Genomic DNA, 15,147 nt, shown 5'->3' on the forward strand with positions numbered 1-15,147 from the left:
TGCGAGCTGCCGGGCGCAAGCCGCGTCGCAGGTTGGGGTGCGCCCCATCACTCACCCGCTCCGTGCTGGTAAAGCTCGTCCATGCTGAGCATTGCCAGGGTTGCGAAGGGGGCCTGTTTTTTCACCCGACCGCGGCTCAAGATCACCACGTCGTCGCAGAACGATATGGTGCTGTAATGATGACTGATGACAATGGTGGTGCGGCGGCCGGCCCGCGACTTCAGCGTCTCGACAATAGCGGCTTCTGACAACCCATCCACCGCACTGGTGGCTTCGTCGAGGATGAGAATATCGGGATCGCGCACCAGCGCCCGCGCCAGGGCGATCCTTTGCCTTTGTCCGGCTGACAGGTTGATGCCCCGGTATCCGACCAGCGTCGCGTAACCCTGCGGCAGGTGCTCGATGAATTGATGTGCCTCGGCCAGCCTTGCGGCGCGCATGGCGTCGCTGGCCGACGCCGTGTCGTAGCCGTAGATAATGTTTTCAAAAATGGTGCCATCGACCAGTTCCAACTCCTGACTGGCCAGGGCAATGTTCCGCCGCCACTGGCTTGGGTCGACTTCATCGAGCGGTGCCCCATCGACGAGGATCCTGCCGCTGTCGGGTTTGAGGAAGCGGCACAGGAGATTGACGATCGTCGTCTTGCCGGCGCCCGAGCGGCCGATCAGCGCCGTCGAGCGGCCGCTGCGGATGTCGAACACCGCCTTATGCAGCACCGCCTCGCGCGCGTCGGGGCCTGACAGGGGACCGGAATAGGCGAAGCTCACATCATCGAAGCTGATCCCTTGGCGCAAGCCGTCGAACGGCAGGCTGCCCTGCGGCGCCTCGGGCTTGTCGGAAGGATCGAGCAGCCATTGTACCTCTTCCAGCGAGCCGCTCATGCCTTGCAACTGACTCCAGGACATCTGCAAGGCGCGCATATGCGGCTGCAGTCGGTAGAGCAGGATGAGGAAGGCGACGGTCAGCGGGAAGCTTACATTCGCCAGCCAGGCTCCGATCACCACCGCCAGGAACAGCATCGCGTGCAATACCTCGGTCAGTGGCGGCAAGACGCCCTGGCGGATTGAAAGCACGAAAGCCGCCCGCCGCACCCCGTCGGACGCTTTGGCGAAGACCGCCTTTTCGCGGTTCTCCTGCCCGAAGATGCGAATCAGGCGCCCGGCATGCACCAGATGCAGCATCTGCGACGCCAGTGCGCTGTTGCGCGAGACGACGCTGCGGCTCGGCGCCTTCAGATTGGACGACAAAACCCCGTGCGCCAGCTGGACAAGCGCCAGCCCTAGAGTCACCAGCAGCGTCATCTGCCAAGAGAGGAGCAGGAGGAAGGCGAGCAGGATGACGGCGGCCGAGGCACTGACGATCGCGCCGAGCAGGGCCTGGATAGCGTCGGATGCTCGCCAGGATTCGTTGGAGATGATGTTGAGCAGCCGCCCGGGGCTTTGCTGCAGGAAAAAGGGGTAGCCGACCCTGAGCAACTGCTCCGACAGTGCGCTACGGATCGAATAACCTGCCTTGCCGTAGATGTAGCTGGTCAGCAGAGTGTTGGCGAAGGCAAAGACATTTTTCAGTACGATCGAACCGAGGATCGCGGCCGAAATGGCGATCAGCCGCTGGCGCTCGCCGAGGTCCGCTCCAACCTGCTGGAGGAGGGCGGAGAAACCGGCCATGCCTGATGTTTCGCCACGTCCCATAATGATGCCGAGCAGCGGAATGATGAGACCGATGCCGAGGCCTTCCAGCGCGGCGCCCGCAAGCCCGAGCCCCACCACGACGGGAACGAGCCGCAACAGCCTGCCACCAAGCGCGCGGCGCAGCATTGGCAGGGCTGACGGAATCAGTGACATTATCGCGCTCTGGCCTCCGCATTGGCTTCGCTGGCTTCTCGGTCGTGGCGCAGCGGCAGCCGTTTTGGCCATCCCATCATGACGAGCAGCGCAAATCTGGCGGCACCTGCCAGATTCATAACGACAATAGGCCAGTGCGACAGATCGAGGTCGCGGTCAAAGCGAGGACGGCCCGCCAGTTCCCTGAACGCGGCCCGCGCGGACCAATAGACATGGCGAAGCAGCCAAGGGGCGTGGCGGACATGTTTCAGGCACAGCGCACCATTACCGAGGCTATAGTCGCGGTGCAGCCTGTCGATCGATTTGCGGTCTCGCCGGCCGTGATGATGCAACACCGTCATGTCGGGCACGTACTCGACCGGCATGCCGAGCAGCATCGCCCGCACGAGATAATCAGTATCTTCAGCCGAGCGTAGCGGGCCGCCAGCGCCGAAGCGTTCGTCGAACGACCCGATGCGGGCCGCGACGTCGCGGTGCATGGTCATGTTGCAGCCGAGCACGAAGCCGCCCGGGTGGACCGCCGGGGTCAGCCGCTCGCGCGCCTCGCAGAGCTTTATGGTGAAGGGCAGGTCCCGGGCATCACCGAGCTCGACCCGGCCGCCGCGGATCAGCCACTTCTCGCCACTCCGGTAGTGCCGCTCCAGGTCGCGGAGATAGTCGCGGTCGAGCTTGCAGTCGTCGTCGACGAAGACCAGCACGCGGCCTCGCGCTCGCGCCAATCCGGCATTGCGGGCAGCGGCTAGTCCGGGGCGAGTCTCCGAGACGGCTGTGACTGGGATGTCGGAAGTTTCGGCGATAGCGGCCAGCCGCTTTGACGTGCCGTCCCGTGAACCATTATCGACCACCACCAACTCTGCCGCGAAGGTGGCGTGCACCCGGCATGCGGCCTGGATCGAGGCTATGCAAGCCTCCAGCACAGCGGCGCGGTCGCGCGTGCAGACGATGAAACTGACCTCGAGCGACGGCCGCTCCGATCGGGGAGATGTCGGGACAGGCGCACTCGCAAACTGGTGATCGCGCAGGAGCGGGTGGGGCCTGTCGGTCATACCAGTCCCCGCTGATAACGCGCAAGCACCGCTTCGGCCGGCGTGGTTTTGAAGAAGTAGGCCACCGCGTCCGCCCGCTTTCCGGCCCTTATCGAGAGCAGGCTGAGCCAAGGCGCCCAGACGCCGGGACGCAGCGCATATTGTTCGCGGCGCCGGATGAAATTCCATCTCGCCGTCCGCGTGAGCAATTCGTGGGTCAGCGGCGGTTCTCCTTCGTCGCCGACGAGTTGGTAGAGGAAATAGAACAGGTTCAGCGCGCCTGCCTCGAAGCTTGGCCGTGTGTCGGTCGGCAGCTCGGAAATCCGCTCTTCGAGCGCACGGATGAAATCGGCTGCGCGCGAAACCGTGTCGAAAGAGACGGCCTCGCCGATGTCGCGCAGATCCGCTGTGGTTTCCGCAAGCCCCTCACGCTCGAGATTTTCGGCCACGATCCGCAAATGCGTCCTGCGCATTTCCTTGGCATGCCGCATGGTCACGCTTCCCGCATGGATGCGATAGACGAGCAGGCTATCGGGCAATATGGTCGCCGGGAAACGGCCGGCAAGCCGTCTGAAGAGATCAAAATCCTCGGCATGTCTATATTTGGGATCGTAATAGAGATCGTTGTTCCCAATGACATTCCTATTGTAGATCACCGTCGGATGTAAGAATATCGTAAAGAACATCGACAATATGTCGAGCCGGCCGAGCCGGAACACCGGGTCTAGCCTGCCTTTGGCGATACGGCCGTGAAGCAAGGTATCGACGCAGGCGCCGCAGAAGCCGAGATCGGGCCGCCGCTCGAACAGTGCGACCTGGCGCGAGAGGCGCCGGGGATAGGCGACATCGTCCGCATCCATTCGCGCAACAAGCTCGCCCTGGGCCAGTCGTAGCCCTTCATTGAGGGTGGCGACGAGGCCGCGGTTCTCACGCGAGATGACAGAAACGCGATTGTCTGCCCGGCGGTATCGTTCGAGAATCTCGAGCGAGTTGTCAGTCGATCCGTCATCGATAGCGATGACCTCCAGGCGATCGTAGTCTTGCCGCAGAATGCTCTCCAGCGCAGCGGTGAGATAAGGCCCGGCATTGTAGACCGGCAGCAGGACGGAGACGAGCGGCGCGGTGGTCATCTCTGCGCATCCGTTCGCCGGAGTTCGAGTGCGGCGCGGCCATCGGGGGATCCGCCGGAATAGGCGTCCGCCGCCCTGCCGAGCCAGCCGGCATCGCCAGAGCGTGCCTGGGAGCGGCGGCGCGCTACATAGGGAAAGCGGCGCTTGAGGCCGTTGAGCGGCTTTTCGAAAGCCGTCCACGAGATCGAAGCGACGGCGATCGTGGCGGCGCTCGCGACCAGGAAACGCCCTGGCCCCTGCTCCGAGACGTTGAGCGGGATCCAGGGCTGTGACTTGACGGCGAGCGACAGAAGGATCGGATGGTAAAGATAGACGCCGTAGCTGATGCGGCCCAGTGACAGCAGCGGTGGCAGTTCGAAAACCCTGCCGAGGACGCCGCCAAGGCCGGCTGAACAGGCGGCGACAACGGCCACCAGCGGCACTAGGGGCAGGATCTGCAGCAACGCCCAGCGGGCCCATTCCAGCATAGGATCGGCCGGCGCAGGGATAAGCCACTCAATCGCCAGGAAGACAGCCGCAAGGGCTGGCCAGCCTAGCCGCATCCATTGCGGCAGGCCGGCGCCTCTGGTCCGCCGGCAGGCAAGCAAAGCACCAAACGCCAGCGCGTCCATCGATGCTGGCGGCAGCAGGTCGCGCGCTAGCGCCGGGGTGGCGGTGATCGGCCAGTAGAAGCGATAGGCCAGCGACAACAGGATGACGCCGATAGTGATCGCTTCCACCCGCCGGAGGGGTGCGAGAAGCACGACCAGCGGCCAGGCGATATAGAACTGCTCCTCGATGCTCAGGCTCCAGAAATGGCAGAGTAGCCAGGGCGTCCATTCGTTGCGCAGCGCGTACCAAAAATTCGACAGGTAAAGCGCATGCCAGACGAGCGATCCACTGGACTGCTCCAGATCGGTCAGCCAGACGAACCCAAGCACGGCGAAATAGGGCGGAAATATGCGCAGCGCGCGCCTGATGTAGAAGGAACTCAATGCAGGGCCGGCTTTGAATTCGGCCGCGGCGCGCGCTTCGAGCAGCAGTCGTGTGATCAGGAAGCCGCTCAGCACAAAAAAAAGCCGCACCCCGATGTGGCCCCAAAAGGAGGACCCGTTGGGTGCAAGGAAATGGGAATAGAGAACCATCGTGACAGCGATGGCGCGCAGAGCGTCCAACTGATTGTCACGCGCGACCGCCATCAGCCATTTCCGCCGGTCTGAAATCTCCGATGAAGCCAGCGGCCCTGCATTCCGGGCCTCAGGTCGAGGCCTGCCAGCGTCGAGAGTGCGCCGACAACATCAAACCCGCGCCTTGTGCGCGGGGCAGCCTCGAAATCGGTGCTGGCCAGCGAAAAATTCAAGCTGATCAACTTGGCGGAATCCTCCACGGCGCACTTCCCAGTACCAAATCCCCCAAGAAATGGTGCAACCGGGCAATGGTGCAGTGCAACACAAAATATCTATCGAGCTGTAATATTTGTGTGAGTTAGTGCTAAAAATGGGTATGATTTGCGAGTGCGTTGCGTCGCTGAGGGTTTTTCACGTCCGCAATGCTGTATGAACAGTAGTACCATGTCAGAAAAGACACGGTTTAATTACACAACTATAATCCGGAGTGTCTGATATAGGTCAAAATTGACGAAGATTATTCTAAGGTAGCGGTTTTGTATCTTATAAATTATGCTTGTATTGTCGGGTTCTCTAGGCTGTCGATCTTGCGCAATGCAGCATAGTCGATGGTCAAGCGTCTGACGACGCAATCCTGTGGCGGCGGCCATATGGCGCATGTCGACGAGGCAGACAGGAAGTGCCGGTGTTGGCGTAGGGAGTGACGTGCATTAGCCTTGCACCTGCCGTCACGCTTGCGTCGGATGGAGAACTGGTGCCGCTTAGGTGACTCGAACACCTGACCCCATCATTACGAATGATGTGCTCTACCAACTGAGCTAAAGCGGCCCGGGAAGCGCGAGGTTCCAGGATCGGCAGGGTGATAGACTCAACCGGCCGCTAATTCAAGATGGGCAACCGCGATTTCGAGCCGGCATCCGGCAATTCGTCCCGGCATTTTCCATTGGCGCGCAATGAGCCACCGCCTCATTTGCTTTTTCGGCTACGCGGAGACGTCGCGGCGGACTGCGCACAAACTGCCCGGCAAGGCGGCAAAAACGGACTGATTTTATTGCCAAAACGCATCGAAATGGGCCTTGAACAGGCCTGTAAGGCAGAATGCGGGCGCTCGCCCGTTGATTGATTGGTCGCCTGCGGCTAACGATCATGGCAATGTAAGCGAACGGACAGGGGAAATTCGCTTGGACGCGATCGAAAAAGCGATCCGCAACGCCTTCGAGAAAGGCAACGCCGAGGACCGGGCATTTCGCGAGAGGGTCTATCGGTCGGCTTTCGCGGCGCTCGACCGCGTGCTCCAGGCCAATCCCGGCGTGACGGTGGAAGCCGCCATCAAGCGCCGCAAGGCGGTGCAGGAAAAGATCGCCGAGATCGAATCCGAATTCCTGCCCGCGGTCCCCGATGTCGCCGCGCCGACGCAGAGCGCTGCGCAGACACAAGATACCGCGCTGACGCAACGCGTTGCGCAGGCGCAAGACGCCGTACAGGGCGCCGCCGAAGCGCCCGCGGTCGATGCCCCGACAGGTGTCGCGGCCGGACCGTCGCCGGCGATCGTCGTTGATGAACCGGTTCAGCCCGAGGCATCCGACGCGCCGCGTTCGCGCGTGCTGCCGGTCGTCCCCGACATCATGCCTGACGCCACGCTGCCCGGCGCCCCGGCGATCGATATGGCCGATTCCGCGCCGGCCGAGGCCGCGGCGGAAGTGGCGCCTGATCGCGATGAAAGGCGGATAAGGGGCCGCCGCCTGCCGCTGACGGCGATCTTCTTTGGCGTGACGTTGCTCGCCGCCGCCGGCATCGGCCTCTATTTCGCCGTGCAGACCGGGGTCTTCAAGACGCCGGCGCAGCTCGACACGGCGCCGCCCGAAGCGCCGCCGACCGTCGACGATGACGACTTCACGCCGCCTGCCGATACAACTGAGCCGCAGCAGCCTGGCGCGCCGCAGCAGCCTGGTGTCGCCGAACAGACGCGCGACTGGATCAACGTGTTTACACCCACCGATCCAACGGATGTGGCGACCCCGTCCGACGCCAAGGCCGATGTCGTGCAGGACGACACCGGCTCCTTCCTGCGCATCCGCTCCGGTGCTTCCGGCTCGGCCATCAGCTTCGATGTCGGGCAGGGCGTGCTGGAGAAGCTTGCCGGCAAACATGCCGTGTTCGACATCGTCGCCCGCGCCGAGGACGGCAAGGACACGCAGATCTCCGTCGACTGCAATTTCGGCGATCTCGGCGACTGCGGCCGCAAGCGCTATGCGGTCGGCCAGCAGCGTAACGAATATCTGTTCGACGTGAAATTCCCCGACAAGCCCCCGGGCGCGGCCGGCAGCATCGCCATCAACTCCGACTTCGACAAGCAGGGCAAGGCGGTCGACATCTACGAGATCCGCGTCTCGATCGAACCGTAAGCGCCGCCTAGCGATCAAGCAGCGCCTGCAGCGTCTCGATGCGGTCGGCTTCGGCGGTCGGCTTGTCCCAGCGCAGCCGTGAGATGCGGGGAAATCGCATCGCAACGCCGGATTTGTGGCGGGTCGAACGGTTGAGACCTTCGAACGCCACCTCCAGCACCAGGCCTTGGCTGCGGTCGGCGCGCACCGAGCGCACCGGGCCGAAACGCTCGACCGTATTGTCGCGGACAAATTTGTCGATCTGCTTCAACTCCTCGTCGGTGAAGCCGAAATAGGCCTTGCCGACCGGCACCAATTCCTCCGCGCCTTCCGGCCCCGACCAGACGCCGAACGTATAGTCGGAATAAAAGCTCGACCGCTTGCCATGGCCGCGCTGCGCATACATCAGCACAGCATCGACCGTGTGCGGATCGCGCTTCCACTTGAACCACGGCCCTTTCGGCCGTCCCGCGAGATAGGGCGAATCCCAGCGCTTCAGCATCACGCCTTCGATAATCGGGTGCGGCGGCGCGCGGCGCAGTTCCTCCAGCGTTTGCCAATCCCGGAATTCGACGAATGGCGACAGATCGAAACGGTGCGGGTCCAGCGTTGTGATGAAGGCCTCAAGACGGGCCCGCCGCTCGCGGAAAGGTAGCGCGCGCAAATCTTCGCCGTTGATCTGCAGCGCATCGTAGCAGCGCATGAACGCCGGGTATTGCTGCTGTATCTTCGGGGCCACGCTCTTGCGATTGAGCCGCTGTTGCAGGTCCGAAAAGGTGCCGGTCGCCACCGGCTCGCCGACCAGCAATTCACCATCGAGCGCGGCGGAAAAATCCATTGCCTGGGCGAGATCGGGGAATGCGCCGGACACATCGTCGCCGGTGCGCGAATAGAGCCGGCGCACGCCGCCCTCGCACACCGCCTGAACGCGGATGCCGTCCCATTTCCATTCGGCGGCATAGTCGGCCGGATCGAGCTTTTCGAGGTCGCCGTCGCCGACCGGGTTCGACAGCATCACCGGACTGAACAGGGCAAGTGCGGTCCGCTTCGGCTTCTCGGCCTTGCCTTCCAGCCAGGCGAACAGCGAGATATAGGGCGGTGTCAGCCCGTGCCACAGCTCCTCGATCTCGGCGACATCGACCTTGCCGAAATCGGCCAGCGCCTGTTTGGCCAGCCGCGCCGAAACTCCGATGCGCAAGCCGCCGGTGACCAGCTTGATGATGGCAAAGCGCGCCGAAATGCCGGCGCTGTCGAGCAGCCCGGCCAGCACCTTGGGTCCGTCCGAGCGGCTCGCCGCCTGCAGCTTTGTCACGACGTCGCCAAGCGTCGGCTCCCGGTTGGGGATATGTCCCGGCGTTTGCGGCCAGACCAGCGACACGGTTTCAGCGAGGTCGCCGACATAGTCGTAGGAATAGCCGAACAGCACCGGATCCATGCGCTCGGTGACCAGCGTGCGCAGCATCGCCGGCTTGACCGCCGCAATGTTGAGGTCGCCGGTGATCGCCGCCAGCGCCAGCCCGCGGTCGGGGTCCTCGACGCTGCGGAAATAGTCGACGAGCAGCGTCAGCTTGCCATTGCGCGACGGCGTCAGCACCAAGCGGTCGAGGAGTTCGGCGAAACGGTTCATGCGTCGCCCCACGCCAATGGTGAAAACCGGCGCGAGGCACCCCCCTCTGGCCTGCCGGCCATCTCCCCCTCAAGGAGGAAGATCGGATGTCGCGCCGGCCTTGGCCAATCTCCGATATTGGCGGAGATGAGCCGGCATTGGAGCTGCCAATATGCCCCCTTGACGGGGAGATGTCCGGCAGGCCAGAGGGGGGTGGGAAGGATCGCCGCGCCGGCGATTTCTGGATCAAAAATCACCATTCAATCGCCCTCGTCCTCATAGCCCACAAGGTGCAGTGGCCTGGCGGCGATGCCTTCCAGCTCGCACCAGCGCACCAGCGCTTCCTCGCGGCCGTGCGTCACCCAGATTTCGCCGGCGCCCGTCTCCTTGACGGTAGCGGTCAGTTCATCCCAGTCGGCATGGTCGGAAATGATCAGCGGCAGTTCGACGCCGCCTTGCTTGGCGCGCTGGCGGATGCGCATCCAGCCCGAGGCGAAGCATGAGATCGGGTCGGGAAAGCGCCGCGCCCAGCGGTCGGCGAAGGCCGATGGAGGGCCGACAACGATGGCCCCAGTGAAATCCTGCTTGCCGCCGCTGTCGACGGTTGCCGGCTCCAGCGTGCCGAGGTCGATGCCCTGGCTCTGGTAATATTCGCTGAGCTTGGCCAGCGCGCCGTGGATATAGATCGGCCTGTCATAACCGGCATCGCGCAGCAGCCGCATCACCCGCTGTGCCTTGCCCAGCGCATAGGCGCCGACCAGATGCGATCGCTCGGGAAACTGCGCCGCCGATTTGAGCAGCCGGGCGATCTCCTCCGTGTCGGGCGGATGGTGAAACACCGGCAGGCCGAAGGTCGCCTCGGTGATGAAGACGTCGCATTGGACCGGTTCGAACGGTGCGCAGGTCGCGTCCTTCTGGCGCTTGTAGTCGCCGGAGGCGACGATGCGCCTGCCCTTGTGCTCGACCGCGATCTGCGCCGAGCCCAGCACATGGCCGGCCGGATGGAAGGTGACGCTGACATCGTTCAGCGCCATCGCTTCGCCAAGCACGGCCGCTTGCGTTGTCCCGGCAAAATCCTCGCCATAACGCAACCCCATAATGTCGAGCGTCTGCTGCGTCGCCAGCACCGAACGATGGCCGGATCGGGCATGGTCGGAATGGCCATGCGTGATCAACGCCCGGTTGACTGGCCGCACCGGGTCGATGAAGAAATCGCCGCATGGGCAATAAAGGCCTTCAGGCCGGGGATGGAGCAGGTCGCTGGCGCGCATCCACTGAAGATAGTGGCTAATTCCAGCGCGGGAAGCCTGTTGCAAGAGACTGCTGACTCGGCCTACAGCCAGCCACCGGCCGCATCAGCCGGCGGGGCCATCGCCATGCAACCGCTGAAAATCTCGTCCGGCGACCTGACCGCCGACCGTCGCGCCGACTATGCCGAGATGCTTTTCGGCTCGGGCGAGCACGCGGCAGCGGCGGAGCTGCTGCTCGGCGCGCTGGAACTGGCGCCGCAATGGGCGGCGGGCTGGTTCCGCCTGGGCGAGATGCAGGAGGCAACGGGGCTGCTCGACCTGGCGACGCAGGCCTGGGCGACGGTGCTGAAACTGGACCCGGCGGATCGCCTGGGTGCTGCGCTGAAGCTGCAGCTGATCGGCAAGGCGCCGGCTGCCGCAGCGCCACCCAGCGCATTCGTCGAGACGCTGTTCGACCACTATGCCGAGACTTTCGAGGACTCGCTGGTCGACAAGCTCGGCTACCGGCTGCCGGAGTTTCTCGATCGCGCCATTCGCGCGGCAAGACCGGGCCGCTTTTCGCTGGCGCTCGACAATCCGGCAGCCGCGACACGTGCTGGCTGATTGGGCAATGTGGCCTGCTTGGCCAGGGCCGCCGCTATCAAGGCGTCGGCCTGGCGCGCGCGCTGGTCCGCGCCGGCATCTCCGGCAGGGTTGCCCGCCACGGCGGAGCTCGACATCCGCCGGCGGGGTTTGAAAGCAAGATAGAGAAGCAACGCGCCGAGCAGTCCAGCCCCAATGACGATCGTCAAACGCGTGCCGGTCATGCCGGTGCGTTCGATCTGGGTGGGGTTGGCGGGGTTCTGGACGACGGTGAGCTTGTCGCCGACCTGCGGTTCGCGGGCACCGTTCTTGTTCAGCTCCATCGTGGCCTCGACGGCGTCGGCGCCGGTGCCGACGCGCAAGGTGCCGGTGAATTTCTGGGTCACCTTCCACTCTTTGTCAGCATGAACCGTCTTGAACGCATCCACCAGTTCGCACGGGATCGTGGCGGTGCTGACGGTCTTGTAGACAATCTTGTGGGCGGTCGATTCCATGTCGCATTCGACATTGACCGCGAGGATTTCAGCAGGCGCCTCGGGCCAGCCCCTCTTCTTGATCATGTCCTTGCCGCCGAACACAGCGATCAGCAGACAGAAGCCGCCAATGAGTACCAGCTTGATCTTGGTCGTGTTCATGCGCAAACCCCTCGCCGCGCGGTTTCCCGGCAAGAGGCTGCTCGTTCAGGTTGAATATTCAGTAAATCGTGAACTCCCGCCGTACCGCAAAGGTAACTCACGCTTAATATACAGAAAACGCGGTGGCGAATATTTTAGAGAATAGTGGCGGCCTCTACCCATGCGCCACCATCACATGACGAACGGCGGTATAATCCTCCAGCGCATAGAGAGACATGTCCTTGCCGTAGCCGGACTGCTTCAGCCCGCCATGCGGCATCTCGTTGGTCAGCATGAAATGGGTGTTGATCCAGGTGCAGCCATATTGCAGACGGGCGGCCGTCGCCATGGCGCGCGAGACGTTCTTGGTCCACACCGAGGATGCCAGGCCGTAGTCGCTGTCATTGGCCCAGTTCACAGCTTCATCGACTTCGGAGAAGCGGGTGATGGAAACGACCGGGCCGAACACTTCGCGGCGCACGATCTCGTCTTCCTGCAGCGCGCCGGCAACCACCGTCGGCTGGTAGTAGAAGCCGGAGCCTGCGCCCGGCTTGCCGCCGGTGGTGATCTCGATGTGCTTCAGTTCCGAAGCGCGCTCGACGAAGCTCGAGACTCGATCGCGCTGGCGGCGCGAGATCAGCGGCCCGATCTCGTTTTCGGTGTCGTCGGGCTGGTTGTATTTGATGGTCGAGACGGCAGATGAGAGATCGGCGACGAGCTTGTCGTAGATCTTCTTGCCGGCATAGATGCGGCAGGCGGCTGTACAATCCTGCCCGGCATTGTAGTAGCCGAAAGCGCGCAGGCCGTTGACCACGGCGCCGAGGTCGGCATCGTCGAAAACGATGACCGGCGCCTTGCCGCCGAGTTCCAGATGCGTGCGCTTGACCGACTTGGCGGCGGCCTGCAGCACCTTCTTGCCCGTGGCGACGTCGCCGGTGATCGAAATCATGTTGACCTTGGCGTGATTGATCAGCGTGTTGCCGACGCTGTCGCCGCGGCCGAGCACGACATTGACGACGCCCTCGGGCAGCACCTCGGCCAGGATCCTGGCCAGCTTCAGCGCCGTCAGCGGCGTCTGCTCCGACGGCTTGAAGACGACGGTGTTGCCGCCGGCAATGGCCGGCGCCAGCTTCCAGGCCATCATCATCAGTGGATAGTTCCACGGCGCGATGGAAGCGACGATGCCGATCGGGTCGCGCCGCACCATCGAGGTGTGGCCGGGCAGATATTCGCCGGCGACCACGCCCGGCATCGAACGTACCGCGCCGGCAAAGAAGCGATAGCAGTCGACGATCGCCGGGATTTCGTCATTGAGCACGGCGTTGATCGGCTTGCCGCAATTCAGCGCCTCGAGCGCCGCGAACCCCCGCGCGTTGGCCTCGATGCGGTCGGCGATCTTGAGGAGATAGCCGGAGCGCTGCGCCGGCGTTGTGCGTGACCACAAGACGAACGCTCGCTCGGCGGCAGTAACAGCCGCCTCGATCTGCGCCTGGCTGGCTTCAGGCAGGTTGAGAATGGTCGCCCCGGTCTTTGGATTCAGAATCGGCTCCTCGGTCTCGGTGCCGTTCTCGAAGCTCGAGCCGATCAGCATTTGGGTGTCCATGCAGGTTCTCCTCGGTCAGGAGCGAGTAGCGAATAGCGAGTAGCGAATAGGGCTGGTCGTGCAATCTCCCCTATTCGCTATTCGCTACTCCCTATTCGCTGTTCTTCATTTGCCCGAACCGGCGATCTGGTCGCCGTCGCGGGTCAGGTAATAGGCGGCAAGGATGGGCAGCAGCGTCACCAGCACCACGACCATGGCGACGACATTGGTGACCGGACGCTGGCGTGGGCGGATCAGCTCTTCCAGCATCCAGATCGGCACGGTCTGCTGCTGGCCGGCGGTGAAGGTGGTGACGATGACCTCGTCGAAGGACAGCGCGAAGGCGAGCATCCCCCCGGCAAGCAGAGCGGTGGCGATGTTGGGCAGCACGACGTGCCGGAAGGTCTGGAAGCCGTCGGCGCCGAGATCCATCGAGGCCTCGATCATTGAGCCGGAAGTGCGGCGGAAACGGGCGACCGCATTGTTGTAGACGACGACAACGCAGAAGGTGGCGTGGCCGAGCACGATCGTCCAGAACGAGAACGGGATGTCGGCTAGCGAGAAGGCCGAGCGCAACGCGATGCCGGTGATGATGCCGGGCAGCGCGATCGGCAGGATGACGAGCAGCGAGATCGTCTCGCGGCCGAAGAATTTCGTCCGTGACACGGCGGCGGCGCACAGCGTGCCCAGTATCAAGGCAATCGCGGTCGAGATTGCGGCGACGCGGACCGAAAGCGACAGCGCCTGCCAGACATCCGGCCGGTTCCAGGTGACGGCGAACCATTGTGTGGTCAGCCCCGGCGGCGGCCAGACGAAGCTCTTCTCTTCCGTGGTGAAGGCATAGACGAAGATCAGCAGGATCGGCAGGTGCAGGAAGAGCAGGCCGCAAGCGGCTGCGATCTTGAGGCCGAGCGGGGCGGATTGCGAACCGTCAGAGCGCATCGAAGGCCCCCATGCGCTTGGCGCCCCAGAGATAGAAACCCATGATGACGATGGGCACGACGGTGAAGGCGGCGGCGAGCGGGATGTTGCCGGCGGTGCCCTGCTGCGAATAGACGGCCTGGCCGATAAACAGCCGCGACGTGCCGATGATCTGCGGGATGATGTAGTCGCCCAGCGTCAGCGAGAAGGTGAAGATCGAGCCGGCGACGATGCCGGGCAGCGCCAGCGGGAACAGCACGTTGCGGAAGGTCTGGCCCGGCGATGCGCCGAGATCGGAGGACGCCTCGACCAGATTGCCGGGCACGCGCTCCAATGCCGCCTGCACCGGCAGGATCATGAACGGCAGCCAGACATAGACGAAGGCGATGAAGGTGCCGGTGGCGGAGACCGACAGCGAGTTGCCGCCGACGACCGGCAGCGACAGCCAGCCGTCGAGCACCCAGAGCAGATGCAATTTGGCCAGCAGCCAGGTCAGAATGCCTTCCTTGGCGAGGATCAACTTCCAGGCGTAGATTTTCACCAGATAACTCGACCACAGCGGCAGCATGATTCCGAGATAAAACAGCGCCTTCCAGCGGCCCCGGGCATAGCGCGCCGCATAATAGGCGATCGGGAAGGCGATGGCGGCGGAGGCCAGCGTGACCAGCACCGCCATCGTCACCGTGCGCAGGATGATGTCGAGATTGGCGGGCTGGAACAGGTCGCCATAGGTCTTCAGCGTGAACTCATGGTTGATGAGGCCGGAAAATTCGTCGATCGAGAAGAAACTCTGTGCCAAGAGCGCGAACAGCGAACCGATATAGACGACGCCGAGCCACAGCACCGGCGGCGCCAACATGAGGAACAGCAGCAGTTGCGGCTTGCGCCAGAACAGGTCGGACAGCGCACCGCGCACGCCGCCGCTGCCGGGCAGGATGGCGGGGGCGGAGGTTGAGTTGAGCGCGGCGATGGTCATGGGGAGACCGCGTGCTGAAGGAACCCTGAGAAGCCGGGTTCCTTCACACCCCCCTCTGTCCTGCCGGACATCTCCCCCTCAAGGGGGGAGATCAGCAGTTTCGCTGCCTCGCCAAATCCCCAACGTT

The 15,147-nt window shown here is 63.5% G+C and carries 12 protein-coding genes, 1 tRNA gene and 1 pseudogene; 2 read left to right on the plus strand and 12 right to left on the minus strand.

Going from position 1 to position 15,147, the window contains the following annotated elements:
- Nucleotides 1–47 precede the first annotated feature (47 nt).
- The 6 genes from NKH38_RS22810 to NKH38_RS22835 all read right to left on the minus strand — a co-directional run bounded on the left by NKH38_RS22810 (nucleotide 48) and on the right by NKH38_RS22835 (nucleotide 5,933).
- Complete coding sequence (locus tag NKH38_RS22810; RefSeq protein WP_352763601.1) at nucleotides 48–1,844, minus strand: ABC transporter ATP-binding protein; 1,797 nt, start codon at nucleotides 1,842–1,844, stop codon at nucleotides 48–50.
- Nucleotides 1,844–2,890: a glycosyltransferase family 2 protein gene (locus NKH38_RS22815; RefSeq protein WP_352763604.1), complete on the minus strand. Its 1,047-nt coding sequence runs from the start codon at nucleotides 2,888–2,890 to the stop codon at nucleotides 1,844–1,846. The genes NKH38_RS22810 and NKH38_RS22815 overlap by 1 nt, the downstream gene beginning before the upstream one ends.
- The gene (locus tag NKH38_RS22820) at nucleotides 2,887–3,999 is read right to left on the minus strand and encodes a glycosyltransferase family 2 protein (protein WP_023669498.1); all 1,113 of its coding nucleotides are present in this window, start codon (nucleotides 3,997–3,999) and stop codon (nucleotides 2,887–2,889) included. The genes NKH38_RS22815 and NKH38_RS22820 overlap by 4 nt, the downstream gene beginning before the upstream one ends.
- Entirely contained in the window at nucleotides 3,996–5,177 is a 1,182-nt protein-coding gene (locus NKH38_RS22825; RefSeq protein WP_352763608.1) for an acyltransferase family protein, read from the minus strand. Before NKH38_RS22825 ends, NKH38_RS22820 begins: the two co-directional genes overlap by 4 nt.
- Nucleotides 5,177–5,365 carry a hypothetical protein gene (locus NKH38_RS22830; RefSeq protein WP_023682045.1) on the minus strand — a complete coding sequence of 63 codons (189 nt, stop codon included), beginning with the start codon at nucleotides 5,363–5,365 and terminating at the stop codon, nucleotides 5,177–5,179. Before NKH38_RS22830 ends, NKH38_RS22825 begins: the two co-directional genes overlap by 1 nt.
- Before the next feature lie 492 nt (nucleotides 5,366–5,857).
- Nucleotides 5,858–5,933: transfer RNA gene (locus tag NKH38_RS22835), tRNA-Thr, on the minus strand.
- 353 nt (nucleotides 5,934–6,286) lie between these two features.
- Here NKH38_RS22835 and NKH38_RS22840 point away from each other — a divergent pair.
- The gene (locus NKH38_RS22840) at nucleotides 6,287–7,510 is read left to right on the plus strand and encodes a hypothetical protein (RefSeq protein WP_023731391.1); all 1,224 of its coding nucleotides are present in this window, start codon (nucleotides 6,287–6,289) and stop codon (nucleotides 7,508–7,510) included.
- A gap of 7 nt (nucleotides 7,511–7,517) precedes the next feature.
- Here NKH38_RS22840 and NKH38_RS22845 read toward each other — a convergent pair whose 3' ends face one another.
- Entirely contained in the window at nucleotides 7,518–9,116 is a 1,599-nt protein-coding gene (locus NKH38_RS22845; RefSeq protein ID WP_023731392.1) for a cisplatin damage response ATP-dependent DNA ligase, read from the minus strand.
- Between the two features lie 239 nt (nucleotides 9,117–9,355).
- Nucleotides 9,356–10,366, minus strand: coding sequence for a ligase-associated DNA damage response exonuclease (locus tag NKH38_RS22850; RefSeq protein ID WP_023731394.1), 1,011 nt, complete (start codon nucleotides 10,364–10,366; stop codon nucleotides 9,356–9,358).
- A 105-nt stretch (nucleotides 10,367–10,471) separates the two neighbouring features.
- Between NKH38_RS22850 and NKH38_RS22855 the strand changes: the two are divergent.
- Nucleotides 10,472–10,918: pseudogene (locus tag NKH38_RS22855) on the plus strand (SAM-dependent methyltransferase); the annotation flags it as partial.
- On the opposite strand, the gene NKH38_RS22860 reads toward NKH38_RS22855, so the two are convergent.
- The 4 genes from NKH38_RS22860 to NKH38_RS22875 form a co-directional block, all read right to left on the minus strand.
- Complete coding sequence (locus NKH38_RS22860) at nucleotides 10,846–11,562, minus strand: hypothetical protein (RefSeq protein WP_352763613.1); 717 nt, start codon at nucleotides 11,560–11,562, stop codon at nucleotides 10,846–10,848. The pseudogene NKH38_RS22855 and the gene NKH38_RS22860 overlap by 73 nt on opposite strands.
- Nucleotides 11,563–11,716: 154 nt before the next feature.
- Nucleotides 11,717–13,144, minus strand: coding sequence for a gamma-aminobutyraldehyde dehydrogenase (locus NKH38_RS22865; RefSeq protein ID WP_352763616.1), 1,428 nt, complete (start codon nucleotides 13,142–13,144; stop codon nucleotides 11,717–11,719).
- Nucleotides 13,145–13,249: 105 nt separating this feature from the next.
- Entirely contained in the window at nucleotides 13,250–14,065 is an 816-nt protein-coding gene (locus tag NKH38_RS22870; protein ID WP_023673416.1) for an ABC transporter permease, read from the minus strand.
- Nucleotides 14,055–15,020, minus strand: a complete 966-nt coding sequence (locus NKH38_RS22875) for an ABC transporter permease (protein WP_023692630.1) — start codon at nucleotides 15,018–15,020, stop codon at nucleotides 14,055–14,057. The genes NKH38_RS22870 and NKH38_RS22875 overlap by 11 nt, the downstream gene beginning before the upstream one ends.
- Between the last annotated feature and the right edge of the window lie 127 nt (nucleotides 15,021–15,147).

Origin of the sequence: Mesorhizobium sp. M1078 (assembly GCF_040318615.1) — a bacterium.
Classification (GTDB): domain Bacteria; phylum Pseudomonadota; class Alphaproteobacteria; order Rhizobiales; family Rhizobiaceae; genus Mesorhizobium.